Annotated in this window: 26 protein-coding genes; 8 read left to right on the top strand and 18 right to left on the bottom strand. The window is 48.6% G+C overall.

Annotated elements, in window-relative coordinates; genetic code table 11:
* Positions 1-60 precede the first annotated feature (60 nt).
* Positions 61-534, top strand: a complete 474-nt coding sequence (gene rlmH / locus M2134_RS12185) for a 23S rRNA (pseudouridine(1915)-N(3))-methyltransferase RlmH (protein ID WP_280751728.1) — start codon at positions 61-63, stop codon at positions 532-534.
* 53 nt (positions 535-587) lie between these two features.
* On the opposite strand, the gene M2134_RS12180 is transcribed toward rlmH, so the two are convergent.
* On the bottom strand, positions 588-1319 hold the full coding sequence (locus M2134_RS12180) for a carbonic anhydrase (protein ID WP_280751729.1): 732 nt from the start codon (positions 1317-1319) through the stop codon (positions 588-590).
* Positions 1320-1741: 422 nt separating this feature from the next.
* On the opposite strand from M2134_RS12180, the gene M2134_RS12175 reads away from it, so the two are divergent.
* On the top strand, positions 1742-2755 hold the full coding sequence (locus M2134_RS12175) for a hypothetical protein (protein ID WP_280751730.1): 1014 nt from the start codon (positions 1742-1744) through the stop codon (positions 2753-2755).
* Positions 2756-2842: 87 nt separating this feature from the next.
* Here M2134_RS12175 and M2134_RS12170 read toward each other — a convergent pair whose 3' ends face one another.
* From M2134_RS12170 to M2134_RS12140, 7 genes are read right to left on the bottom strand one after another with little or no spacing between them, the layout of a single operon-like run.
* Entirely contained in the window at positions 2843-3898 is a 1056-nt protein-coding gene (locus tag M2134_RS12170) for a carboxypeptidase-like regulatory domain-containing protein (RefSeq protein WP_280751731.1), read from the bottom strand.
* Positions 3899-3955: 57 nt separating this feature from the next.
* Positions 3956-4948, bottom strand: a complete 993-nt coding sequence (locus M2134_RS12165; RefSeq protein ID WP_280751732.1) for a nuclear transport factor 2 family protein — start codon at positions 4946-4948, stop codon at positions 3956-3958.
* Between the two features lie 20 nt (positions 4949-4968).
* Complete coding sequence (locus tag M2134_RS12160) at positions 4969-5778, bottom strand: hypothetical protein (RefSeq protein WP_280751733.1); 810 nt, start codon at positions 5776-5778, stop codon at positions 4969-4971.
* Positions 5735-6895 carry a hypothetical protein gene (locus tag M2134_RS12155; RefSeq protein ID WP_280751734.1) on the bottom strand — a complete coding sequence of 387 codons (1161 nt, stop codon included), beginning with the start codon at positions 6893-6895 and terminating at the stop codon, positions 5735-5737. The genes M2134_RS12160 and M2134_RS12155 overlap by 44 nt, the downstream gene beginning before the upstream one ends.
* A gap of 15 nt (positions 6896-6910) precedes the next feature.
* Positions 6911-7687 (bottom strand): Ig-like domain-containing protein, encoded by a 777-nt coding sequence (locus tag M2134_RS12150; protein WP_280751735.1) that lies wholly within the window; start codon positions 7685-7687, stop codon positions 6911-6913.
* Positions 7688-7705: 18 nt separating this feature from the next.
* On the bottom strand, positions 7706-10798 hold the full coding sequence (locus M2134_RS12145; RefSeq protein ID WP_280751736.1) for a tubulin-like doman-containing protein: 3093 nt from the start codon (positions 10796-10798) through the stop codon (positions 7706-7708).
* Between the two features lie 45 nt (positions 10799-10843).
* Positions 10844-11446, bottom strand: a complete 603-nt coding sequence (locus M2134_RS12140; RefSeq protein ID WP_280751737.1) for a hypothetical protein — start codon at positions 11444-11446, stop codon at positions 10844-10846.
* A 121-nt stretch (positions 11447-11567) separates the two neighbouring features.
* Between M2134_RS12140 and M2134_RS12135 the strand changes: the two genes are divergently transcribed.
* Together M2134_RS12135 and M2134_RS12130 are read left to right on the top strand one after the other, a co-directional pair.
* Positions 11568-12896 (top strand): hypothetical protein, encoded by a 1329-nt coding sequence (locus M2134_RS12135; RefSeq protein WP_280751738.1) that lies wholly within the window; start codon positions 11568-11570, stop codon positions 12894-12896.
* A complete protein-coding gene (locus M2134_RS12130; RefSeq protein ID WP_280751739.1) occupies positions 12875-14236 on the top strand; it encodes a hypothetical protein in 1362 nt (453 codons plus the stop codon). The genes M2134_RS12135 and M2134_RS12130 overlap by 22 nt, the downstream gene beginning before the upstream one ends.
* 8 nt (positions 14237-14244) lie before the next feature.
* On the opposite strand, the gene M2134_RS12125 is transcribed toward M2134_RS12130, so the two are convergent.
* Together M2134_RS12125 and M2134_RS12120 are read right to left on the bottom strand one after the other, a co-directional pair.
* Positions 14245-14850, bottom strand: a complete 606-nt coding sequence (locus M2134_RS12125; RefSeq protein WP_280751740.1) for a hypothetical protein — start codon at positions 14848-14850, stop codon at positions 14245-14247.
* A 13-nt stretch (positions 14851-14863) separates the two neighbouring features.
* Positions 14864-15310, bottom strand: a complete 447-nt coding sequence (locus M2134_RS12120; protein ID WP_280751785.1) for a sigma-70 family RNA polymerase sigma factor — start codon at positions 15308-15310, stop codon at positions 14864-14866.
* Positions 15311-15480: 170 nt separating this feature from the next.
* Here M2134_RS12120 and M2134_RS12115 point away from each other — a divergent pair, with 170 nt between their 5' ends.
* From M2134_RS12115 to M2134_RS12100, 4 genes are all read left to right on the top strand, one after another.
* Complete coding sequence (locus M2134_RS12115; RefSeq protein ID WP_280751741.1) at positions 15481-15885, top strand: polymer-forming cytoskeletal protein; 405 nt, start codon at positions 15481-15483, stop codon at positions 15883-15885.
* 62 nt (positions 15886-15947) lie between these two features.
* Positions 15948-16430 (top strand): polymer-forming cytoskeletal protein, encoded by a 483-nt coding sequence (locus M2134_RS12110; protein ID WP_280751742.1) that lies wholly within the window; start codon positions 15948-15950, stop codon positions 16428-16430.
* Positions 16431-16442: 12 nt separating this feature from the next.
* Entirely contained in the window at positions 16443-16847 is a 405-nt protein-coding gene (locus tag M2134_RS12105; protein WP_280751743.1) for a polymer-forming cytoskeletal protein, read from the top strand.
* A 75-nt stretch (positions 16848-16922) separates the two neighbouring features.
* Complete coding sequence (locus M2134_RS12100) at positions 16923-19697, top strand: ATP-binding protein (RefSeq protein WP_280751744.1); 2775 nt, start codon at positions 16923-16925, stop codon at positions 19695-19697.
* Between the two features lie 23 nt (positions 19698-19720).
* Here the strand turns inward: M2134_RS12100 and M2134_RS12095 are convergent, their stop codons facing one another.
* Genes M2134_RS12095 through M2134_RS12060 form a run of 8 tightly spaced genes read right to left on the bottom strand, consistent with a single transcriptional unit; the run spans position 19721 to position 26166 of the window.
* A complete protein-coding gene (locus tag M2134_RS12095; RefSeq protein ID WP_280751745.1) occupies positions 19721-20344 on the bottom strand; it encodes a hypothetical protein in 624 nt (207 codons plus the stop codon).
* Positions 20322-20954: an outer membrane lipoprotein carrier protein LolA gene (locus tag M2134_RS12090; RefSeq protein WP_280751746.1), complete on the bottom strand. Its 633-nt coding sequence runs from the start codon at positions 20952-20954 to the stop codon at positions 20322-20324. Before M2134_RS12090 ends, M2134_RS12095 begins: the two co-directional genes overlap by 23 nt.
* Positions 20951-21643 carry a polysaccharide deacetylase family protein gene (locus tag M2134_RS12085; RefSeq protein ID WP_280751747.1) on the bottom strand — a complete coding sequence of 231 codons (693 nt, stop codon included), beginning with the start codon at positions 21641-21643 and terminating at the stop codon, positions 20951-20953. The genes M2134_RS12090 and M2134_RS12085 overlap by 4 nt, the downstream gene beginning before the upstream one ends.
* Position 21644: 1 nt before the next feature.
* Positions 21645-22526 (bottom strand): beta-ketoacyl synthase chain length factor, encoded by an 882-nt coding sequence (locus M2134_RS12080; RefSeq protein WP_280751748.1) that lies wholly within the window; start codon positions 22524-22526, stop codon positions 21645-21647.
* A 3-nt stretch (positions 22527-22529) separates the two neighbouring features.
* A complete protein-coding gene (locus tag M2134_RS12075) occupies positions 22530-23720 on the bottom strand; it encodes a beta-ketoacyl-[acyl-carrier-protein] synthase family protein (protein WP_280751749.1) in 1191 nt (396 codons plus the stop codon).
* A complete protein-coding gene (locus M2134_RS12070) occupies positions 23717-23977 on the bottom strand; it encodes a phosphopantetheine-binding protein (RefSeq protein ID WP_280751750.1) in 261 nt (86 codons plus the stop codon). Before M2134_RS12070 ends, M2134_RS12075 begins: the two co-directional genes overlap by 4 nt.
* Before the next feature lie 9 nt (positions 23978-23986).
* The gene (locus M2134_RS12065; RefSeq protein ID WP_280751751.1) at positions 23987-25738 is read right to left on the bottom strand and encodes a beta-ketoacyl synthase N-terminal-like domain-containing protein; all 1752 of its coding nucleotides are present in this window, start codon (positions 25736-25738) and stop codon (positions 23987-23989) included.
* Positions 25723-26166, bottom strand: a complete 444-nt coding sequence (locus M2134_RS12060; RefSeq protein WP_280751752.1) for an acyl-CoA thioesterase — start codon at positions 26164-26166, stop codon at positions 25723-25725. The genes M2134_RS12065 and M2134_RS12060 overlap by 16 nt, the downstream gene beginning before the upstream one ends.
* Positions 26167-26168: the final 2 nt, after the last annotated feature.

Raw genomic sequence — 26168 nt, 5'->3', positions numbered from 1 at the left:
ATGCAAAGGTACGCATTTTTCTTGTACTTTTGCATACTCAATTTCTTTAGAAGAAAACAAATGAAAGTAGCTTTTGTTGTCATTGGAAAGACGGATAGTCCTTATTTCTCGGAGGCGATCCGGGAGTATCAGAGTCGTTTGGGACATTATATCCCCTTTGAAATGCAGGTTCTTCCCGATATAAAAAACGTACGTAACCTCTCCGAGTCTCAACAAAAGGAAAAGGAGGGTGAACTGATTCTGAAAGCGTTACAACCGGGCGATTATTTGGTGTTGTTGGATGAGAAAGGCAAAGAATTCACCTCCATGCAATTTGCTGCTTATATAGAGAAAAAGACCCATACCGTTTCCCGACGCCTGGTCTTTGTGGTGGGTGGTCCCTATGGCTTCAGTGAATCGGTTTATAAAGCAGCTTCCGAAAAGATATCCTTGAGCAAAATGACTTTTTCCCACCAGATGATCCGTGTTATTTTCCTCGAACAGCTCTATCGCGCCATGACCATCCTAAACAACGAACCCTATCATCACGAATAAGAAGCTGTTTTGAATTTTATAAAACTCAAAACAGCTTCTACTTTAGGCGTGAATTATATTTCAAGAAAATCTACTTTGCCATTATCGAGGTGATAAATAGCTCCAACGACCTGTATTTCGCCATTCTCACATTGCTTTTTAAGGATGGGATCGCATTCGCGAAGTTGTTTAACCCCATGAACCACATTGGCTTTCACTGCGTCCATCGGGATATTTTCGCTGGTTCTGAAAACTTCCTGTTCTTCCTCTTCCTCTTTGAGGCAATTCACAATATGAGCGATGTGCCCCGGCACATGTTCATCGTCTTTATGCTCAAGCATGGCATGGATGGCTCCACAGCCGTAATGACCCAGAACAACAACCAGGCGTGTGTGAAGGTGTTCTGTGGCATACTCAATACTACCCAGTTCATAGTCGCTCATGACGTTACCTGCTGTGCGAATAACAAACAGATCACCCATGCCTTGGTCAAAAAGTATTTCAGGTGATACCCGTGAATCAGAACACCCAATAATAACAGCTTTAGGGTTTTGTCCTTCCGTTAGTTGCTTTACATCCTGCATATCCTGATGGATGTGTAAAAGCTGGCCGGATGTAAAACGGTCATTCCCTTCTTTTAATGCCATAAGCGGATTTTCGTTTTCCGTTAAGGTTGTCGCGGTAATACTTGTTTGATCTGAATTTTGAACACTTGCATTTGCAGACTTTGAAGTGCACGAAGAAGTCCCGATTAGCAACCATACCGCAATAAACAGGTATGAAGCGTACAATGAAAATTTGTTCATAATTTGAGACTATTGTTTAAAATAAGGCCGCAAATGTATACACATTTATCTTATTCTCCAAATAAAACAGAAATATGATAGCCAAAACAATGATTTCACTGTCAAAACGACAATTACACAAATATCTGTATTAGAAGGTCAACCCAATTTGTCTCTAAGTGTAAACCGAGTCAACTAAAAACGTGAACCCACATTTTTCTCAGCCCTTAAAAAACCGTGAAAAAAAATTCTCACCCGCGTGAGAAAAAATTCTCATGCGGGTGAGAATAAAAATTGACGCACTGACTTCTTAATCTACATTAAGATTTTTGTCTGTTTCTAAGCTTATTTTTGTCACAAAAGTAGGTTGGGTGTCATTTATCTAATAGGAACCGTATAGAAGCAAATAATCAATACAATTAATTATTCAAAAATAGAAACGTATGAAGCCATGTAAATGTAAGAGGAGCATCTGTATATCAGCCATTGCTCTTGTAGTAGCTCTTGTTCTTCCGGTAACCGCTACGGCACAAAAGAAAAAGCGCAGCTTTCTGGATAAAGTGATCGACGGTGTAGAAAAAACAAGCGAAGTGATCGATGGAGTATTGGGCGAACCCAGCAAAACCAATGCTAAACCGGCTACCAAGTCGCAAACAACCACACGCCGTGTCACCGGCACGAAAGTGGTATCACCCCATCCCGATCTGCAGATTAAGCTGGTTAGTTGCCGGGTGCATGGCACAACCGCTTGGATTGAAATGCTCTTTACCAGCCTGAAGACAGATGCGGAGTTTGCCTTCTCGACCAATTTCCAGACAGACGCCTATGATGACCAGGGCAATCAATACTCAGCACGACAGAAGCAATTTGCCTTTAGCTTTGGCAATCAATCTTTCACGACTAACCAGAGTAAAACCAAATTGCCGCAGGGTGTGGCTGTCAAGTGCAGGGCTCAGATCTACGGTGTGCCCGAAGAGGCCACGGTTTTCAGCCGCATCAACCTCCATGGCTTTAGCCGTGAATTCGGTTCTGTCATTGCCTTGTATAATATCCCCATCGAGCGCCCCGTAGAGGAGGAGATTGAGATGATCGAAACCACTGCCGCACCTGCAACGGGCAGTCAGCTCACAGCCGCCGTTGCCAATGAAGACTTTGAAGCCTTTATGGATGAGTTTATAGGCAATCCGCAGTTTCAGATGTCAAGAATAATCTGGCCATTGGAAGGAGTCGACTGGGAAGATAACGAATGGAGTAAGGAGAATTGGAATATTATGAAAATCAAAGCCTCTTCCTATAAGAACAACACAGAACCCAATCAATATAAGTATGATAAAAAGATGTCTGGTAATATCTGCCGGGAAAAGATTTACCTGGAAGACACGAATACCTGGTTTGAATACACCTACATCCGCAAAGAGGGGAAATGGTATTTGAAGAAGGCGGTGGAGAGCATGTAAAACAATAAAAGGGACTAAACCCCTCTACCCATATAACCCTAATTTGTTGTAAAGGGTATGCGAATTTGTTTCGCATACCCTTTTTCCTTAAAAGAGCTTGAGGATCTCTGCGCCGCCTTTGAGAATGCCTTCTACATCGCGGCCGGAAAGCTGTTGTGACATGGTGACATTGATCTCGCTGTCGGTGATGACGACTTCGTTGTTCTTGTAGTTGACGTCCGTCAATAGGTTACCGCCTGAGAATAGGAGCTTACGGCTTTTGTTTAAGACAGTAATCGAATACTCTCCGAAGTCATCTGTCGTGCCTACATCTTTGAACTCCGTCTTGGGATTGCCCTCCTTGTCCCGTTCGATTCTTCCCTTTTTGTCTATTTTGACATATTCGGCACGGATCCGAACACCGGGGATTGGGTTGCCCGACGCGTCGGTCACTGTCCCGGTAATCGTGCGTGGCATGTTGTCGATGCTCTCCTGGCAGTTGTCGATACGCTCCGCACTGTGCTGGTCGGACTGGTTCAATGCCACAACGCGTTCATAATATCCTTTGGCGGCGACCCAGTCTTGGTTCGTATAGAGATCATCCGCCATCCGCCGGTACTCTCCGCAGTTCATGGCGTCTTCGATTTTCTGTCCGATGATATTCTCCTCGGGCAGATCCGAACACTCGAGCGCATCGAAGTAGGCAATCTGCGCATCGTCGTAGAGGCACTCCTGAAACAGGCGGTTGCCCGCGTTCAGGTTTTGCTGGTAGCAGGTCAGCCCAATCTCTCCGTCGGGGTCGACCACATAAATGCCAACGGGTACCTTGGCTGTCAGTTCCAAGGGGTGGGTATAGGTGTCGAAGCCATAGCTCTTGATCTTCAGCTTTCGTCCCCGGTATTTCGGGAGTGTGCTGAAGCGGATATAGTACTTATTAAAACCACTCTCCTGTTCGGTGTTATAGACTTCCACCGTTTTGTCCATGGTCGACTCAAAGGTTAATTCCAGCGGCGAACGCACGATCACCACTGTTTCGTTCTCTTCTGTTCGTGCTACCGCCAGTCCCAGGTCTTCGTCCTGCACCACCATCTTTTTCTGTGCTGTCGCGCCCAGGGCTGAGCAGAGAAACAATAGAATCACATAAATCATTTTTTTCTTTTCCATCTTGTCTCTATTTATACTATTCGGTTATTATTATGATCAAATCTCGCGATCCGGTTCTCAATTAATGATCTCATCAAAGCTGCCCAGATGGAAGATCTCATCTTTGCTGATATCGCGTCCGTTATATTTTTCCGGTTGCCAGGTACGTACATGAATCAATGGGTTGTTCTCATCGCGGAAGTCGATCATCAGAAAGATATACCCCACATCGCTATAGGTTGAGCTGTTCCATCCCTGCTTGAGGGTCACTCCGTAGATCTCGTCGTAGCGGGGGTGCCGTGCCACTTCGATATCTTCAAAGATAATATTGATGCGTTCGTTGTTTTGGAAGGTCTTACGCAGTGCCGAGATATACTCTTGCTTGGTCTTTATCTGGTATTCGATTTTTTCCTGCGAGAGTCCCCGCATATAGTTGTCTGCCGTAGGTTTGGTACGCACGACGCGTCCGGTAATGATTAAGGCCTCATTGCTATAGATCTGTTCCAGGAAATGAATATCTTTCCGGTTGTAGGCCGTACGGAAGTTCTCCACAAAATCGAGAATCACCTGGCGGCTGCGTAAGTCTTTCACCTCGTTGTTCTCACTGTTGAGGATCGCATAGACCTCATGGGTTGCCAGGGCAAAGAATATATCATAGATATGCCCGTTCTTATCGAAGTTAATGGCGATCTCCTTATACGCCTCATCTTCGGGCAATCCTTTGAGGAAAAGGGGAATGTTGCGTATCTGGTAGCCATTGGGTGTGGGATAGCCTCGCTCAATGATCTCCGTTTCGATACAGCGAAAAGGTGCCATCTCCCACATCGTGAGGATCGATCCTTTTCCATGGTTGTCGAGCCCCTTGATTTGCAAAGAGGGGGTCTTCCCGTCAGAGAAGGAATTATTAAACTCTGTCAGCAATTGTGAAGCCGACTGCTCCATATTCTTTTTCACCGTTGCGTTGGTGATATCGGTAATCGTCACCGAGGTGGCATACTGTGCTTTCGCCTGCCCCCACGGGAGAAGACAAAGGCAGAGACACCAGATCATACATGTTTTCAAACGTTTCATATCGTGTGTGTTTAGTGTAATCAAAGTAATTGGAACCACAGACGCAGGTTCCCTTTATAGATACCCGGCACCGGCATCCGCTCGCCACTGATCAGATCCTGGCGGTCACTGCCTGACCCTCTGTCGAGTAGGGCGATGATCTCTCCATTCGCCTTGTAGACCAGGATATATGCCACCTCGGAGTTGGTAAGCGTGTTCATGCTGCCGAACACCAGTTTGCCTTTCATCTTATTTTCCCGCAATAGCTTATTTATCTCGGTGACCGACCCGGTGCCCACCAGCTCAGCAAGCAAAGCCTGCTGTTCGGTTGTTAGGGCTCCGGTAACCGGATTTGCCTGCTCGGCGGGTGGTGTTGTCGCTTTCTCCGTTATGGTCTCCTTTTGCTCTTCGACGCTTAGGGGTTTCTCTTCCAGCTTAATCGGCTCTTTCTTCGTAGGAGCGGCTGTTGCAAGCGAGGTAAGTAGCGTGGGTAGTTCTGCCTTTTTGAGGAAGGTGATCACGCGTATGCGATTGCCTCGTGGTAGTTCTATTTTCCCGACATGCAGTGATAAGTGCTCTTGAGTGAGCGCAGTCGCGTCGATAGTGCCTTCGCCCTGAATTGTTGCCAACAGTTGTGATAGTGCCATGGTAGCCGCCTGTGTCTTCTCCTTATCGACCGCTTCGGCATAGTGATACAAACCACTTGTTTTAACCTCCCGCTCCAGGGCACGTTTCATCTCTTCGGTCGGCTCCTGCTGTGCCATGATATTGCCATAACACAGGCATAAGAAGAGCAACAGTAAGCTCTTACTTTTTCTCCATGTAGTTGGTGTACGGTTCTCCTTCTTCATATTCTTTGTATAAGTTTCGTATGTTGTGATTCGGAATGTAGGTATAGAGCTGTCCTTTGATCTCTCCTTCGCCCTGTTCGATCACTTGGGGGGCGACTTGTATGTAGAGCATGTGATGCGAATTGAATTCCCGGTTATGAAAGAGCACGGTTAGCAGCATCTTTTCCTTTTCCTTTTCCCACTTCTCAAACCCTATGTAGGCATCGTATTCGTTCTGCAGTGACAGGAGAAAGTCGTAGAGAGAAACGCTGTACTGCTTCTTCTGTCCGCCGTAGGCATGATGCAGAAGAGAAAGCTCCATCTTTTTCGCCTTCTCGCCGGGCTGCAGGAAGAGGTTGATCACCGACTCCACCGGATAATGGCTGTCGTCTACCAAGCGGTATCCACCGGTGGCGTCGGCCGCAAAATAGATATCGTTGTTGAGGGCGCGCGTGTATTTATAATTCCCGGGTTGTACCCACAAGCCATTCTTTGCCAGGAAGAACTCCGCCGGTCGGATCTCTAACTGCTGCCTTTTTCGAGGTGTTTGGAGGGCGAGCATCTGTTGCTCAAACCAATCATCGGCCTCTTTCTTGTCGATCCCATAGATGAGTGAGAAGGTGGCGGGAAATTCTAACGAGATACTCTGTTCACCGGCTTTCCACACCGAAGTCCAGCGAAGGCTGTCTTTGACCAGCGTATAGCCTTCTGCCTCTTCACGGATGAAGGCAACCAGGCGATTGAGGTCTTTCTTCGAGAGGAGCTCGCTTCCCGTCAGTGCTCTCACCTCCCAACGGAGGCTGTATTCCTCGCCGCGCTCATGGATCCCGATGTCTGTCAGTCCGTAGAGTTCGAGAAAGAGGCGCTCGTGGAAGTCACAGATCACATGCCCGAAGTAGTCCTGTTCGTCGGACTGAAACAGCTCGATCCCCAGGTGCTCTACCTGCTGCAAGGCGTTGTAGCGAATCACCAACGGGTATGGGATCTTCGCACAGACGAAGCGTTGCGAAGCGGTAGGCAGCGAACACTGCGCCGTTACCTGCTTCGCCAGCTCTTCGATCTGTCGGGAGAAGTAGGTCTGTGCCGACAATGTCAGCGCTCCTACCCAACATATCACCAGGTATCCGATTCTCCGCATATTTCGCATAGACTCTTATCCGGGACGTCCGACACTAATAACTTCGATCACCTCGTTCTGCCGGTTGAACAGTCTTCCCTGCACCAGTTCTCCTTTGTAGAACTCGCCGGTGATATATTGGCCGGGCTCTGCCTGCCGCTTCTTCATATCGCGTTTGGAGATTAGTGTACGCTCGGTATAGCGGATCGTGCCCAATCCATGAGGCAGCCCATCGAGTGTCTCACCCAGGTATTGCCCGCCTTCGACCGCGATGCCTGAGGAGGGATCCTCTTCCGGTATATAGATCACTTCTACCTCACAGCTCGCCTGCACCTGTGTGCGCAGATCTATTACGCTGATCGTTGTCTTTCCCGATTGGTAGCCGGATACTAAGCCGTTCTCCACCTCGGCTACCTGCGCGTCTGTTGTATGCCACACCAGGCTGTCGGCCAGGGCTGTCAGTGGTGCGAACGTGTATGTCAACTGAGCCGTTTTATTCTCTTCGACCTGCAGCTCGGTGGCATTGAGTTGAATACTTTCTATCAATACCGGAGCAGGTTCGACCTCTTTGCCCAACAGGAAGTAAACAGCGGCTCCACCTCCGGCGAGCACCAACAACGCCAATAGACCGAAAAGCAGCCCTTTGGCAGGTGAACCCTTTTCTTTTATCTCTTTAAGCGCACCTCCGCACTCGGGATTGGGGCAGACAAAATCTTCACCAATCCCTACTTCGATTATTTTCTTTTCGTTTGCATTCGGGCAGTTGCCGATGTTCATGCAAGTGCCCTTGCGAATAACTGAATTTGATGCCATAGCTTTATTGTTTCGTTCTTATAGTTGTTCAATGTTATCCAAGGCTGTTTCTGCCGCCCGACTCCAAAAGAGGAACTGTTCGGAGCCTTGGTTGTTGCCACACTCGGGCAGGATGGTGTTGACCACCAGCTCCTGTACCTTCGCCACCAATTCCTGGCGTTTCTCCACATGGAGATACTCCCCGCGCATGGCTTGCTCGAATTTCTCTTTGAGTCCATCGCCGTATGCCTCGGTGAAAAACTCGCCGTAGATCATATCGGTGAAGCGATTGTCGGAGAGTGGCTTGAGGATCTCCATACCCAGTCGGTTTTTCTCTATCTCGCCGTATGCCTTCTTGCCCGTACCATCGGCACGATCGGCATAACGAATCACGCCCGTGACATACGCCAGGATCAGGTAGGGACTATAGCGCTCGATGCGTTTCTCGGGTGAGAGCGCGTCCTGGACGAAGAGGGCGGGTAGCTTGTCCGAGATGTCTTCGGTATGGAGCACGATGCGATTGAGCGATGCCTCGTTGGATTTCTGAGTCAGGTATTCGTATTTCTCGCGTAGGAACGTTAGGGTGTCGAGCACGCGCAATGGGAAGCAGTAGGAGATGGTCGAGATCGTGATCTCATTCTTCCGTTCACTACTCATGTCTACGCATACCTTGATGCCTCCCTCTACCGCTCCGGTGAGTGCCGCTTGCAGCTTCTCGGCAAATCGCTGTATCTGCTCGTTCCCCTTCGGCTCGGGCAGGTTCACAAAGACGATCTTACGCATGATATTCTGTCCTTGTTCGGGCACATCCACGTTGTTGGGCACGGCTTTGTTGATCTCATTCCGGCTGAAGGTGGTATAGACGCCACTTTGCTGCACGACCTCGGTGGCAAACGTGCGCAGGGAATCCTCCGTAGGATATTCTTCGCTGAGCTGTTCCAGGATATTGCGGTTGATCAATTTCTCATTGTCTTCGAGCAGGGTCGTATCGTGTATCGTGATGGCTTTAGCACGGATAGCGGTATCGAAAAGCTTGGCTATCTCATCGCGGTTGACCGTTGCGTTGGCCCGTGCGAAGGTGTGATCCTGTCCGATCAGTTGCCCCAGTTGTTGGCGAAACTCACGGGCAATCTCCTTTTGCTTGGTGGTGTTCTTGATCACCTCCTGGGTGAATTTGTGTACGGCTTTCTGGTCGTAGAAGCGGATCACGGTCTCTTTCAGGTCGGTGATGCCCCCCTCATCCTGGCAACGGGTCGCCAGTTGATTCTCTACATCATCGAGCGCGGTGGTGATGATGCCGACAAACTTCTCCACGCGGCTCTTCAGGCTGTTGAGTTTCATCTGCAGGGTCGACAGCATACTGATGGCAAAGAGCAATCCTTCACGTTCTGTTTTCTTCAGGTAGAGTTGCTGGAGGATGGTGGAATGGTTTTGAATCAGTTTGTTCTTGAACAATAGACCGCCGATCACTCCTTTGCCGCCATATTCCAAGGCGTTCGACTTACGCGCGTTCTCGAGCTGTTCGAGCTGTTGGTTGTATTTGCGGATCTCACCCTCCGCGTCGTTGCGTTTCTTCTCCGTGGTCTCGATGACGATCTCCATCAGCTCTAAGAGGTTGTAGAGCGAGAGGTCACCCACCATCCATTGGTTGAACATATAGGCTTCGATCAGGCCGCTGATCTCATTGGCATGCAGTTCGCGCGATTGGATCTTGTCTTCGAAGAACTTGGCTACGCCCCGCTTGCGGAAGAACTTATCATAGCCTTCGTTGCAGAAGCGCTCCAATTCGTTGATGGGCGTACTATTGCCGCGTGCCTCTTCTGTCCAGACAGGGATCACATTGTTCCAATAATCGGCGAACCCGCCCCATTTGCCTTTCTCATCTTCCAGGATAGGACTGTCGAGGGTGATGTGTTTGCGTGTCATGCGCCATTTCTCCAACAACTCTTCGATCTCCGAACGGAAGTCTTTGTTTGCCGGACGGTCGCGGAATCCCAGGTCGTCGTTCCAGTTGTTATAGCGCATCTGCAACAGCGCCTGCTTGCCAAAGGAATAGGTGAAATATTCCACGATCTCTTCTTCGGGGATCACGATGCGTTTGATGCCGAAGGAGCTGAATGTCTTCGTGCGCGCAGGCAATGGCTTGCCCTGTGGATCTTTTTCTTTTTCGTGATATTCGATGCGCCAGTCGTTGATATTCTCAAAGCTATAGGCGCGGATAAACTCTTCAGTATTGTCATTCTGGGGTAAGAAGATGCGGTTATAGGTGAAGTCCGCGACGATAGAGGGCAGTTGTGTGAAGGAATCCACTATTCGCCCGTGTTCATTGACATTGCTGTAGACGATACATCCGTCGGCAATACGTTTCACATCCAAGGCGTCGAAGTCGAGTCTTTCCGACTTTCCGCTCACATCGTAGGGTTTGTAGCGTTTGGTCAATAACGCGTTGAGCTCGGTCAGTGCCGCGTAGCCATTGGCATGATAATTACCCGCGTCGCAATTGCCCGGTGGTGTCACTTCGGGAACCATACAGTAGACAACGATGTTGGTGCCAGTCTTGCCGTCCGGATCCAGTTCTTTGCGAAACTGATCGATCAGGCGGGTCTGTGCCACCAGGTCGATAATGGCTCCCGAACCGGTGCCTCCCGCCAAGCCGGCGAAGATGTGGATATTGGTACGCACGGCTCCGCTGTTGTGGTTGATCTTGGTGAACTGTTTCAACAGGGTCGCTTTGTAGTTGTTGATTGAACTGCCGAAGAGAATCCGGCCCGCCAGGCGTTTCTGTGCGGCGGCGGCACCTACCTCTCCGAGGGCTTTGCTGACAAAGGCGCCTTTGGTGAATCCCTTCAAGCCCGGATAGCCTTCGGGGTTTTGCAACACTGCTGCGGGGGTGACCCCTTTGACAAATACAAATTCCTCCTCCAGGAAGCAGGCATCTTGCCCCAGTACGCGCCAATCGGGGCTGCCCGGGGTCATCATCTCTCGGCTGGAGTCGACATAGACATAGCCTACGGGCAACTGCTTGCGCTCTGATTCGTTGTACTCTTGGAAAATTCGTTTGCGGAAGGCTTTCAGTATCTTCCCACCTGTTCCGCCTACGCCGATCAGGATATGATTCTCGTTTAGTTTCATAATGTATTATTTATTGTTATATGTTTCTCTTTTTGTTATACGTTTTTACGTGAAATAATCCATTTGCATCCGGCGCTGCTGCTGGCGTCCTTGCCGTGTGGCATCGTGGCCGAGGAAAACACCTACGACCAGCAAACCGCCCAATAGCCACAATATCCGACGCAGGATATAATAGTTGATCGCCCGATGAATCTGCCGGCTAAAGCGCGCGAGCTGTATGCCTCCTTGCTGCATGCCTCCTTGCCGGATGCCCTCCAGCTCCTTGCGAACACTGCCCAGGAAAGGGGTGACCAGCGGGAACTGTTTTTCTATCTCTTGTTCGATTGCGGCCCATTGGTTCGCATCGAGAGGGGAGGAAGCGTTTATCCCGGCGGGGAGGGCTTTCACCAGTTGCTCGATCTCTTGAGTGGTGGGTACTAATCCTTTGACTTTGATGCCTCCGACCAATAGTGTTGCTTGAAACCAGGCGAATAAGACGAAAACGACAAGCGCTCCGATGCCTGTGATCTCCCAGCGATAGCGCATAACAACTAAGCGTGGCAACAAACAGAGCACCCCCATCAGCACCAGGCTGATGAGACACCCGAAGAAGACAGATGAGAGTATATGACCTATTCCCCACAACACGCTACAAATGTATTTTATCATAAGCGAAGAAATCTTGATGTAGATTAAGAAATTCAACAGCTTTCCTATTTGCCCTACTAAGAAGCGGTTTGTTCTTTTCCCAAAAACAGCTTTCTTTGCAGTATCTATTAAATTATGGGGTGTGATGTGTATTAAAAAGATATTGTTTTTCCTTATTCTATGGGGGATCATCAGTGCCTGTTCGGAGACCGATCCGGATGTGCCGATCATCGAAGTACCGGAGATAGAGAAGACGCTGCCGCAGGTCAAGGCGGAAGTCGTGGAAGTGAATCAAAGAAACGTGCAGCTGGAAATCAGTCTGACAACGGGCAAATATACAGAGCTGACCGGCCTGAAGCTCTGTTATGTCGAAGGCACGACCGCTGCCGATACCACTCATCGGGTGGTGGATCTTTATGCAGCGTATCAGCAAAACCCTGCCTCGCAGGTGGTCACGTTGGAGAACCTCAAAGCCGCCACCGAATACAGCTACCGTCTCTACCTGGAGAACAGCGATAACCAGGATTACAGCAAGCTTCAATACTTTATCACCAAGACACCCAAGAGCGATACGTCGTGGGAGTATGTAGGTGATTTGTCGCATCCATCGCTCTATCTGCCCGGTGGATTTGCCCTCTCTAATCGGTTTTTCGCTTTATCCAGTTATTGTGATGAGGATCAGCCGGGAGGTGACTTGGTGGAATACTCCTTAATCACTAAAAAATGGCTGCCCGCTAAAGAAACACCTCTAAAAAAGCATTTGTATCCGATCTGTATTACCCTAGATGATAAACTCTTCGTTGGCTTTGGAGAAAAGATCAATGAATCGGTTCCTACCACTTGGTGGTGTTATGATCTGACGACTGATAGTTGGACACGAAAAGCTGATATCCCGCACACCTATGTATATAATGTGATGGGCACTTTCGTTTATAAAGAGTTTATTTATGCTGTCTACACACGCTCGATGACCGACAGCTCTGTGCCGATCTATGTGGTGGCCTATAATACGAAAACCGATGAATGGATAAGTAAAAATGATTTCATCGGAAAAAAAACAACTGGCTCTGCCACCTTTGTACTCAATGATAAAGCTTATTTCATAGGAGGTCTGGGGGGATGGGTAGATGATGCACCGCTTTATCGCTCCGAGGTATGGGAATACGATATTATACAGGATCAGTGGATTCGGAAAAACGATTTTCCCAGCAAGACCTTAGAGAAGCTTATTGGTCTCAATAGGGGAGGGGTTGGCTATGCCGGATTCGGACAAAGAAATAACGCTAATCATAATGGTTCCTATAGTGATCCTACCTGGTGGCAGTATGAACCCGAACAGGATGAATGGTATGCTTGTAATACCTATACCGGTTGGACAATTAATCATGTACCCGATTATGGTTTTGTGGTGGATAATGACATATACATAGGCGCGCAATACGGAGGATTATGGAAATGCTTAGGCGAATAAAAAAGACTACGAGGGTTCTCTTTTATCTGTTGTTTACACTTTGGGGGGTGGTGGCATGTGCTCTGACGGATCCCTCTGTACCCAATACGGAGGAAGAAAATCTACAACCGCCGACAATCAACACCTTCATGGTAAAAGAGGTGTTTAAACGACAAGCTGTTATCTCTATCTCACTGGATTTATCGAAGGCGATCGAACCACAAAAATACACTTTGTACTATAGCCGTACTAATCAAATACCCGACAAGACGGATCTCAGCTTAGATTTAATGGAATACTATCAGTCTGGGACTGTTACCGTCACTCTGGCGGATTTACGTCCCAATACACGCTATTACTGTCGCCTGTATATTGAAACGGTGCGTGGAAATATTTATTCTCAGGCACTTGAATTCAATACCCGCTTGTCGACGGAGGGAGGCCTGGCCTGGGAAAAGATCGCGGATATGCCTTTTGTCAATGATTGGTACTCGCATGTACATGTGGTTGGATCGGATGCGGTCTATATGGCCGGATCGATAACCAAAGAAGAGGTCATCGCACCGCTGACTCAACAAGGCGTGTGGCTATTCGCCCCTTCGCAGATGTCCTGGCAGTTTGTCTCCCAAATCGCAGGAAACAAACGCACACAGGCACATGTGTTTTTCTTGAATAACTATGTGTTCTACGGTTTCGGTAATATGACGAATGATAAAACCGGGAATGATTATCAAAGAGATTTGTGGAAATATCTCCCGGAGGCATCAGTATTACGCCTACAGGCAACCTTACCTTATTATGTGGCCTATCCCATGTCGATTTTCCTGCATAAGGGGTCTATTTATTACCTCGGAATGCCTCAGATGGATGAGTACTTGCCGGTTTTTGTCATGGTGTACGATCCTGTTGCCAACAAATGGAACCAGTGTATGGACTTTCCTGGAAAGAAACAAATCAACACCTGCTCCGTCGTTGCCGGTGATCGTGTTTTTATCCTTGGTGGGCGAAATAGTATCAACGACGATGCTGTCTTCTCCAATCGTCTCTGGGAGTATGTGCCTGAGAGCGATACCTGGTTGATCCGCGAAGACTTTCCCGGTGGGGCGCGCTATGATATGCGCGGGTTTGCCATTGGCGAGAAAGCTTACTTCGGGTATGGTATGGAAAGGGTGGATGGGGAGCTGGTTCGCATGAACGACCTATGGGTGTATGACCCGGCGGAAGATAGCTGGGAGGTCTGCTCCTCCTTCGAAGCACTCAACAAAGCGGAGATAACACACAGCTTCGGGTACAACGGCGAAGGATATATTGCGACCTCGCAGCAAGAACTTTGGAAATACACACCTGACAAAGACAAATAAGGTGACTCTTATTGATTATCCTGTTCGAACTCTTCCAGTTCGCGGAGGTTACGCTGGATATCACGGATGTGACGGAAGTAGCGAAACCAGATGATCACAAAGAAGAATACCAAGGCAAGCGATAAATACACCACCAGGAACTCAACGGAGTAGACCCCATCTAACCCGTGGTTGGCTTTGAAAAAGCAATAGAGCCAAACGCCCAGGTAGGTAGGCATCAGGATGCCGGCAAGAATGGTGTGCCTGATGAGATAGGTTCTGTATTTCAGGATAGATCGGGAAACCTCTGTGACCGTCATCCGGCTCATATCGATTTTATCCAGGAAGCCGCATAGCCAGTAAGACCAATACCATAATCCGGCTCCAATGGGGAGCATTGCCAATACCCAGCATATTCCGAAGATATCTCCATGCATCAGGATGGATGCACTCACAAAAACAAAGGCTATGGATGTGATCGGAAGAATCCGTAAGGCCTCTCTCTCATATCGCTTAATACGTTCGAACGCCCCCTTATTGCGGTTGGCTATCATCTCTTTGATCATACTGTCTTTTACCTCTTTTTTAAATGATTCGTTTGTTTGCCACTCTCTTTTTAATGTATCTAAGTCCATAGTATACGTTGCTTTAATTGTTTGACATTTTTTTTAGTTTCTCTTTGATGCGATTGATCTTCGTGGAGACATTGGTAGAGGTGATCCCCATAATATCTGCTATCTCCTTATAGGGTCTGTCCTCCAGATACAGAAAGATAATCGCACGTTCTAACTTGTTGAGCTGATTGATCAGCGCATACAATTCATTTACATAAAGACTGTTGTCTTCGGAAGGCACTTTGAGATCGGGAGAAAGCTCCACATACATGGGTTTGCGACTGCTTTTCCTGAAAAAAGAGATACAGGTGTTGAGGGCAATCCGATAGATCCAGGTCGAATAGGTGCTCTCTTTCCGAAAGTTCGGGAATGATTTCCACAGGTTGAGTACTACCTCCTGATACAAATCATCCAACACGTTCTCTTTGTCGGCATAAAACGACGCTACCTTATAGATAATGCCATTATGTTGCCTGATCATGTCTAAAAAATCTTTCTCCACAATTTCCTTATTACTTGTTTTTTCTTAGTTAGTCGATAGCCGACTCAAAATGTCACAATCTGTTTATCTTTTTTTCTAAATTACAATAAAATGTGGCTCAATCAGAAAAAAGAATATATATTTGTCTATCATTAATATAAAAAGTTGAAATGGGAAAACAATATGAAGAAGTCGTAACAGGTAATTCATACAATACGATATCTGTAGATACGACTATAATTGGGAATGTCATTACTGAGACTGATTTCCGTCTGGATGGAAGAGTAGAAGGTGAAATCTCTTGTAAGGGAAAATTGGTGATAGGAACGAAGGCGAAGGTAAAAGGCATTATCAATGCCCGTAGCGCGGAGGTGTTAGGTGAGATAGAAGGCATGATCATTGCTGAGATTCTGGTGGTCAGATCTTCTGCGGTTATCAATGGTGATATTGTCGCTCAGTCGCTCGAGGTACAGCCCGACGCACAGGTGAACGGTACCTTCTCGATGAAGAAGCAGGCCGGTGTGCAGTATGCCGAGGTGCCAAGTACCCCCTCTTTGGACGAGGTGAAATGGTAAGACATACGCTTGTCGAATCGAATAATCAATTATATTTGTACTAAATCAAATCTTCTATCACAATGGCAAACAGACTATACGACGATGTGGCACCTAATGGCTTACACAACATCATTTCTGCCGGCACAACAATAATCGGTAATGTGATTACCGAAAGTGATTTCCGTCTGGACGGGAAAGTAGAAGGCGAAATAGCCTGTAACGGAAAACTGGTTATCGGGCCAAAGGCACAGGTGAAAGGCAAAATCACCGCTTCTTATACCGAAGTATTGGGTGAGATCGAAGGACAGATCTACGCTGAAAAACTGATCATCAAATCGACGGCGGTTATTCAGGGTGATATTGCTGCCCGTTCTCTTGAAATCGAACACGATGCTCAATTCAATGGTACCTGCTTGATGTCCAAAGAGGGTGAATTACCTAAGATGCCCGAGGTACCCCAGTCCTTTACGCCCCTGACAGAGGGAGAGACGGTGGAAGACGAACTGGATCTGGAAGACGATGAGTTGGCAGACCTGTTGGATGATGACTTAAAAATAGATTAAAGGAGCCTTTCTATGGGGAAAAAAATGAATGAAGAGATAACTCCTCCAGTATCAACCGGGAATAGTGGTATGCTGAATATCATATCTGCCGGTACAATCATCATTGGCAATGTCTATACGGAATCGGATTTCCGGGTAGATGGTGAGATCGATGGTGAAATAGCCTGCAACGAAAAGTTGATACTGGGGAAGACCTCCCGTGTAAAAGGGAAGGTGTCTGCCTCGTATGTTGAGGTCTTCGGCGAAGTGGAAGGCTCTGTGATGGCAGAAACGTTGGAGGTGAAATCCTCAGCCCGCATACAAGGAGACATTTCAGCCCAGTCGTTGGAAATGGAACCGGATGCTTTGTTTGATGGTACATGCAGCATGTTGAAAAAGAAAAATGCTGACAGACCGTCCTATTTCTTATCAGAGTAAATTAGTAGCGTTTGTTTTTCTTCCGATAGGATTCTTTGTGGTTATCTTTAGCGCTTTTATGTAAGGAGAAAGAATATGAAAGAAGAGCAGAACCGTGTACTGCCGATAGATTGGCAGACCGAGAGTGACAGGTATTTAGAAGTCTCAACACTCTTCGACTTGGGTTGGTGGGAGTTGGATATACAAAAAAGCCAACTGACCTGTTCTGCCTCCGTGGCCAATCTCTTAGGCCTGGGTATTACCACCATAGACGCGCCGCTTTTTTTTAAGATGATTCGCGAGGATTATCGATCCCGAATCGTAGAGGCTATTCTTGCTGCTTCCGGCACGCATACGCACCAATATTTCTTTCCGATCTATATCTCCGACAAGGTGGAATGGATCACTATTCGTTTCAAAAAAACGGGAGAGCATAGGTTGCTGGGCGTGATGATCACGTTTGACGAACCGGAAGAAAAAATCACACAGGAGACAGCCCGTGAAACGGTGAAGAACCTGATACACCAATTGAATGGTATCACTAAGTCTTTATTCTCTTTCCTGCAACGGGAGAATTTCGATGATATGGTGAACCATATTCTTTCCACCTTAGTGACACATTTCAGTGCCGAGCGAGCCTATATCTTCGAGTATAACTGGAAAGATATGAACCAAAGCTGCACCTATGAAGCTGTCAGCCGCCCCGGCCTGGAAGAGATAGAGAATCTGACTGAGATGTTCTTTGAACCCGATACCTGGTGGAACCAGCAGATATTGACTCAACAACCCATTATCCTTTCATCTTTAGACGATCTGCCTACATGGGATCTCGTGGATCGCGATGTCCTGGAATCGCAGAACATAAAATCATTGATGGTCGTGCCTTTCGTGTCGAAGGATAATCAGATCTGGGGCTATGCCGGTATCGATGTCGTAGACAAGCAGCGTAATTGGTCGGAAGAAGATTTCCAATGGTTCTCTTCTCTGATGCATATTATCAATATCTGCGTGGAGTTACAGAAGTCGAAGGGACAGATCCTGGACGACAAAGAATACCTGCAGAAACTCTACAAACGCATGCCGATCGGTTATTTGGCGGTACGGATACTTTATGACGAGGATCAACCGGTCGACTTCACCTATACGGAGGCAAATGACGAGCTGGGACGTATCATCGATATCGCCCCGGAGAATATCATAGGCATGAAAGGGTCGGATCTTTTCATGATAGACGATTTGTCATCTATGCTCGAGGTGGTCAATACGGATAAGCATGTTGAGTTTGATTTCCCCCTGCCTTCACTTGACAGGCATTGCCGGGTAATCCGCTTTTCTCTGCATAAAGACGAAGTGATCTCGTTGGTGTTGGATGTGACCGATGTACACAATGCCCATAAGGCTGTAGCCGAGAGCGAGAAGCTATTGCGTACCATTTATGAAAACCTGCCGGTAGGGCTTGAGCTCTACGATGAGAAGGGAGGATTATTGTACCGGAACGATAAGAACCTGGAGATATTGGAACTCGATGCGGAGGATAATGTGATCGGGTTAAACCTGTTCGATCACCCTTGTCTGCCCCAAGAGGTGAAAAAGAAGATCCGGAAAGGCGAAAAGGCTGACTTTAATCTTATTTATGACTTCAGTCTGGTAGGCGATTATTATAAGAAGGAGTTTCCGCCTATGGAGGTGAAAAACCTCACGATTAAAATAGTCCCCATCTTCGATGAAAACAGGAAAATACAGAATTACCTGTTCATCAATATAAACAATACGGAGACTACCAATGCCTATCAGCGGATTCAAGAGTTTGAAGCCTACTTCTCGATGATTGCCAACCTGGCGAAAGTGGGCTATTTCAAATGGAACCTGACCACGAAGGAGGGCTTTGGCATCAGCCAGTGGTTTACCAGCTTGGGCAAACCGGCAAATAGTCTGATGACCGATGACCTGGCGGATATGTATAGCCAGCTGCATCCGGAGGATTTTGAAGCTATCAAACATTTCTACGACAAGGCAGCGTCGGGTCGCACCCAAAGCTTTGAAAAGGAGATACGGGTGATAGAGAAAAACAAGGTGAGATGGCTCCGTTGCACCTTGACCTCTAAGAAAGATCCGGTCAATGGCCATATCGAACTCATCGGAGTGAGTTATGATATTACCGAATTGAAAGAGATGATCCTCGCCAAGGATAAAGCGGAGGCATTAGACCGGCTTAAGTCGGCCTTCCTGGCCAATATGAGTCATGAGATTCGCACACCGCTCAATTCTATTATCGGTTTTTCCGACCTATTAGTTGAAACACAAGACGAAGATGAGAAGCGGGAATATATCTCTATTATCCGCCATAACAATGATTTGCTTCTCAAAATTGTTTCAGACGTATTGGATCTTTCTAATATAGAGTCGGGAACGATGGTGTTTGAGAAACGCGAAGTATCTGTCCGCAAGCTGTGTGGAGAGGTGGTACGACTGTTCAATGCCAAAGAGATTCCACCGGGTATTGAGATGAAGATGGAACCTTTGTATGAGGATCATGTGATCTATACGGATGCGGACAGGGTGAAGCAGGTATTGGAAAACTTTGTCACCAATTCGCTTAAGTTCACGAAACGTGGTTCTATCACCTTAGGCTGCGAGCATCAGGAGGATGACACCCTGTTGTTCTACGTGAAAGATACCGGTATCGGTATTTCACCGGAGGATATCGACAGTATCTTTGAGCGTTTTGTAAAAATCGATTCGTTTGCTCAGGGTACAGGCGTAGGCCTTTCCATCTGCAAAAGCCTGATCGAAGGCATGGGCGGAACCATCGGTGTCGACTCCGAACCGGGCAAAGGCTCCTGCTTTTGGTTTACACTTCCTATTGCTTGATTTCTTTATAAACCTTGAAGTCCTTAAAGTCTTATCTCTTCCAATCGTATCTGTAAGTTGGGAAAACGATGACAAATCACAACCGTTCCGGGCGTAGCACACAGGGTGCGTTTCGTGATGCCGCGGCCTGTTTGAATCTTTTCAAAAGGGGTGGAGGGCGAAAGGGTACGGTAATACCCTTTGGAAGGCTTTTGGGTGAGGCGGTAGACCTGCGTGGAGTCCGTAGGCGACCGGTAAAGAATGGCAGGGTTCACTTCTTCAAAATGCAAACCCAAAAGAAGGGCGAAGTCATTATATAGGAGATCCAGTAATTGTTGCTTGTTCAGGGGCTCCATACAATGGTGGACCGTTAGTTCTTCTTCGCTGATTTCAAAATCGAATACCGTGAGTCCGAAATGGGTGGTGAAGAGGGTTCGATGGCGCTCTTCCCCCGTCTTTTTGATCAGGAATATACCGCTGAAGTGATGTTTCCCCAGGTCGAAGGTCATGTGATAGCGTTGCAATTGCCCGTTGGTCTGCAGAGGGGGGATCAACTCTTCCCTTTCGATCATGCGATCTCCTTCCTTATGCAATCCCCGAATGATGGAGGGTGCACAGGAGGTAGCCAATAATAACAGGCAAAGGCTAAGGTATCGCAAACAATTCATCCGAGTTGATCGTGTTATACCGGCGGTTGGTAAAATGATATTCCGTATAATCCTCTCCCGCCTCTGCCAGGCGCAGGGTGGTGACCGACATATCCGTTTTACTGAATGTGATCGTAATCTCCCGGATATATTGGCGGGTGGTGGCCGATTTGGGTTCGATCCGCGCAATGTAAGAGGAGGCATTTTCCGAAAAATGGGTCGTATAACCGGCGGATAGGCTGCCCAGGTCACCGATCATACTGGCGGCAATCAGGGTTTTCATCTCTTGCATCATGGGGTTGGTGCCTAAAGAGACGATATTCGTTTTGCCATCCGACAGGATTTTCAGCTGGCTACCGTTGATCACCATCAGGTAGGCGAGGGGATCGGTGTATTCCAGCCGGATCTTATCCTCTTTGCGGTAGGCGAAGCGGCCTTTGGAAACAATCGTTTCGGCAAAGACATCGAGGTATTTATCCTGACGGAAGTCGGCTTCAATGGATTGAATCTTGCCGGATGCCTCTTTCAGACGCTCCTGAAAAGCCTCTAAGGAGACGAGGGGTGTAGCCGCTTCCTGCGCGAAGGCTTGCCCGGTAAAAAGGAAGAAAAGTACTATACAGAATTGTTTCATAAGGCGTAATTATTTATTAGTTCATCAACACGTTTCACCTTGTATTCGTTAGCCTGAAGGTATTCAAACAGTGCCGTCAACAGTTCGACACTATCCGGCAGGCGGTCGTGTAAGAGTATAACGGCGCCCGGACGGATTTGTTTTGTGATTCGTTTCATGATTCGGTCGACCGGCTCTCCCCGGGTGTCGAGCGAACGGACGCTCCAGCCGATGGTGGTATACCCCAATGTGCGGACGGCTTTTCCAACGGTTGGATTGGTCACCCCGAAGGGCGGGCGGAAAAAAGTGACGGGTGCTTCGATGATTCCCTCCAATATCTCTTGGGTTTGCGTGAGATCAGCAAGCATCTCCCGGTAGGGTGTGAGGGGGAAACTGTTTTTATGTTGCAGCGAATGGTTGCCGACCAGGTGGCCTTCGCGGTACATCCGCCGGACAATTTCCGGATATTGCGCGGCTTTTTCCCCGATGCAGAAGAAGGAAGCCTTGGCCTGATAGCGTGAAAGCAGATCAAGTACAAAGGGTGACTGTATGGGATCAGGCCCGTCGTCGAAGGTCAATGCCACTACTTTTTCCCGGGTATTTGCCCGGCAAAAGGCTTTCAGGTAAACACCTGAAGCGATACTGTAGGAGGCGTAGAACAGGAAAGATCCTATTGCCAGGATACATACTATGAGTAGTCCCCACACCATATTATGCCTGTTTTAGGAGGATCAATGAATGATTGTCCAGAAATGAATTACAGAGCAGGATGGCCGGTAGGCCTTTCTCTTTCATCTGATGGCAGGCATACCAGAGCCCGAAGCCCATAGCTGTAGGGTATTCGCCACTATATTGTTTGTACTCCTCCGGATAGAGGATGGTTGCCTCTTCCGCGTGATATCGTTTCAGAAACGCATGGAGATACGCCTCTCCGGGTTTTTCCGGAGAAGAGATCATATCGATCGCCTGTAGTTGAACCGCCGAAGCGGCGGAGGGTTGATCGGAAAGTAGGAAGAATGCGGCTCCCTCGCCGGCCATGGCGTTTTTCCAACAGCCGAAACGTGCCAGGATAGCGTATAAGGTGTCGGTCAGTTCGTCGATCGATCCGGCCAATACCCGGCTGGCCTTGCCTTCTGCCAATAAAAGTGCTGCATCCAAGAGGGCGCTTTCCAACGAGAAGCCCCGGTGCACGTAGGTATTGTTGTAGCCATGATTCCCCAACAACAGGGCGATTTGCCCGCCAATGGTGTTGAAGGTCGACTGGATAAAGGCCGTAGGGGCGAGCAATCCTTCATCGTTATCCAGGAAGCTATTCATAAACTTCTCCGTATCTTCCAGGCAGCCCAGCCCGGTAGCCGTCAGGATGGCATCGGGTTGCCATGCCTCTCCGGCCTCTTGCAGGCAGCGCGTAGCGGCAGCGACACCCATCCGGATGATGCGACTCATGCGGCGACGCGCACCGGCGTTCGGAATCAACTGCTTGTAGTCGGGCTCTTCGGCTTTCAGTCGTGTGCCGGGGATCCGGTCTGCCGGTTCCGATACAGGCGGGTGTATGGAGGCGATGGAGTTGATATAGACAGCCTTTTCAAACATAATTTATCGGTTTATCTGACGAAAGACTAAAGAGGTATTGTTGCCTCCGAACCCAAACGAGTTGGACACCACCGTGCGGATGGGGTTCTGTTCGCTATAGGAGGTTACAGGCATCAGGCCGGTCTCTTCGATAGGGGTGGTGAAGTTCAGGTTGGGGTAGTAGATGCCCCGCTGAATAGCCAATACACTAAACACCGCTTCCAATCCACCGGCAGCGCCTAAGGTATGGCCGGTGAAAGCTTTGGTGGAGCTAAACGGAGGGATCCTGTCTCCAAAAAGACGATAGATCGCCTGGCTTTCCGACGCGTCGTTGTTGGGCGTGCCTGTGCCGTGGGCATTGATATAGTCCACCTCTTCCGGGCTGATCCCGGCGATCTCCAAGGCGTTCTTCATCGCCAGCCAGGCACCCGTTCCATCCGGTGAGGAGGCGGTTTGATGGTAAGCATCGTTGCTGTTGGCAAAACCGCATAACTCCGCGTAGGGCGACTTGTGTAGACTCTTTTCGGATTGCAATACCACATATCCGGCGCCCTCCCCCAGGTTCAGACCCGCCCGTGAGGCATCAAACGGACGACAGGGCTCCCGGTCGACAATCATCAGGGAGGAAAACCCATTCAGGGTGAATTTACAAAGGGCATCCGTGCCACCGGCAATCACCACGTCCAATAGGCCCTGTCGGATCATGCGCGCCCCCAACATCAAGGCGTTGGCGGCCGACGAACAGGCGGTACTGATGGTGGTGCGAAAACCGGTCAAGCCTAAGTAGGATGCAATCCGTTCGGTGCTGTCTGCGGCATCGTGCGAAGCAACATGATGCAGCCTTCCCCGGCTGTTGTCTTCCCGAAAAAGGGGATAAAACTGCTCGGAGAGATCCATTCCTCCGGTGGAGTTGGCTGAAATAAGCCCGACGCGCAGGCCGTTTGTCGTGGCAATTGCTGCATCCTGCCAGGCCTCCTGGGCGGCAGTGATGCCTAAAAGAGCCGTTCTCGACAGGGTTTGTTGCCGTGGTATACCTAACCGCTCCTTTAGGTTGTCGTTTGTTGCTTTTACCTCAGAAACAGGTACATCATGGCGTGTCGGGAAAAGAGTGATCTTTCCCAGGCCATGCTGTCCGGAACGAAAGGAGGCGAGATGCTCTTCACCCCCTTGTCCAATGCCGGAAATAGCTCCTATTCCTGTGATAAAGACTTTCATTTCGTGCGGTTAGCCGTGATGAATTGAGCCAGGGTGTCGACCGAATAGAAGATTTCTTTACCTTCCGATGGCTTTTCGATACGGATTCCGTAGTTGCGCTCCAGGATCAGAATGATCTCCAGGGCGTCGATGGAGTCGAGTCCTAACCCCTCGTCTCCGAATAGTGGCGCAGCATTATCGATCTCCTCCGGAGTCATATCCTCCAGGTTCAATGTTTCGATCAATGCTTCTTTGAGTTCTTGTTTTAATTGTTCCATATGTTTTACTTATTTACGTTCTATCCATTCAAAGCGGGCTTCGTAGGCTGAGCCCAATAGTTCGCACCATCCTACAACGCAAGCCCGCATCTGTTGGCTTTGCATTGCCAGGCTCGCGTAGTGGCGCAGGAAGGCTTCCGGGTCGTTCCCGGATACAAAGAAAGTGTTTTCTCCCTTTATTTTATAACGAATAGCCAATTCTCCCATGACAACGTTTGGCAGGGTGTACACAAAAATGGCCGGGCTGGCTCCCAGATCTCCTTTCGTGTCGATCTCCTGTTGATGCTTCAGGTCGGTATCTAACGAGGCAGCTTTGTTCGATAAGATAAGGCCAATCTCTTCCGGTTGGTACTGGTCGGACAGCTCTTTGCCTTCCAGTAAGTAGGCAGTAGCTATATATCCCAGCTTGCAGAGGTCATCCATTTTGTAGAATTTCCGATCGTCCAGTGCTAAGTCTTTGTAGGCTTTGCGGATAAATGCAGGGAAATCATCGCCCTCATCTGCCGAAAAGCGCAATTGGTTGTCCACCCAAATCTCCCCTTGACGGATAAGACAGTGTTTAACCACCTCTGTCTCTGCCGGGACAAGGCCGTCGGTATCTTCTATTTCTTCGGCGACAGACAATACAAGCGCCGCGTTGGATCCTCCGAATCCGGAGGCTGTTTTCAGGCAATGCCTCATCGGAGCGACTGCCTGGTGTTGGGCGCTGACTTGCAAAGGGTAGGAAACATTGGTCGATTCGTACCCCAACGTGCTGTACACTTCCCCTTCGCGCAACTGATACATACAGGCAATAGTCTCCAACAGCCCCGATGCACCCAAGGTATGTCCCCAATAGGGTTTCAGGCTGTTCAGGGGAGTGTGGTCGAGATGGCTGAGGTGAATCGCCTTCGACTCCATCTCGTCATTATAGGGTGTTGCCGTGCCATGGGCATTTACGAAAGAGATCTCTTCCGCTTCCAGATGGCTTTCACGCAACGCCTGCTCCATAGCCAGGTGGAGTCCGTCGCCGGTGCGCGAAGGTCCGGAGATATGATTGGCATCATTGCTGATGCCGCCTCCTGTTAATAGGATGGGTATAGTTTCTTTTACGCGGGAACGATCGGAGGTAACCAACAATGCCGCACAGGCTTCTCCGAGCGAGAGTCCGTCGCGCCGCTCGTCGTAAGGGAGGCAAACAGCCGGACTTACCGACTTAAACGACTGGAAACCCGTTGTGACAAAGCGGGTCAATAGATCGCCACCGGCTACGATAATATGTTTGTAGTCGCCACTTCGGATCAGGCGCGAAGCCACAATCAGCGAGGATACGCCCGATATACAAGCGGTAGATAGAACCAACGGGGTATGCGTCATGCGGAAATAATTACCAATCCGCTCCGCCATCACCGATAGATAGGCTTCTTCCGCCAGCCCTTCCGCTTCGAGACAATCGATATTCCCTTTCGTTGTCGAGAGGATCAATAGGCAGTTCGGATCCGCCGGGTCTATATCGCTTTGGCGTATCACATCGGAGATGGCAAGGATAAACAATTGTTCGAGCGTAGTATATTGCTCTAATCCGGCTTCTTCGATTTGCTCTTGCAGGCGTTTCCGGTCTATTCTTGCTCCGATAAACGGCTGGTCGTATATCGTCGTGTCGTTGATCAGCCCAAGTCCTGTCCGGTAGGTACGCACGGCTTCCAGGTTTTCCTCCGTAGAAAAACCCAAAGCACTCAGGATGGTATCTGCCGTGAGGTATGTCTTTACCCGATGTTCCATTTCTCTTTCCAGGCCTTATAAAAAGCCGGGGTATTCAGTTCCAGTTGATTGGTTTCGCGAGAGACAAACACCTGGGTGCTGCTTCCCGTAGCGGCAATCGTCTCGCCGTCTTCCTTATAGATGATATATTCAAAGAGGATCTTTGCCGCGGAGCTTGGGATATAACGCGTCTCGATGGTGATCGTCTCCCCGTATAATACGGAATGTTTGTATTGCACGTTCAGGTCGACGATCGGAACCACATAGCCCTCTTTCATAATATCGAAGTAACCGATCGCGTACTCCCTGCCGAAGGCTTCCCGCCCATCTTCCAGGTAGCGCACATACGAACCATGCCAGACTACGTTCATCGCGTCCACTTCGCTGAAGCGTACGCGTGTCGTCGTGCGATGGATCAATGCCGGTTCCTGTTTTTTATGTCGTTTCATAT

The organism is Parabacteroides sp. PM6-13 (assembly GCF_029892605.1).
In the GTDB taxonomy this organism is placed as follows: Bacteria; Bacteroidota; Bacteroidia; order Bacteroidales; family Tannerellaceae; genus QVMG01.
The sequence above is the reverse complement of the archived record's forward strand: the minus strand, read 5'-3'. Positions and strand labels throughout refer to the sequence as shown.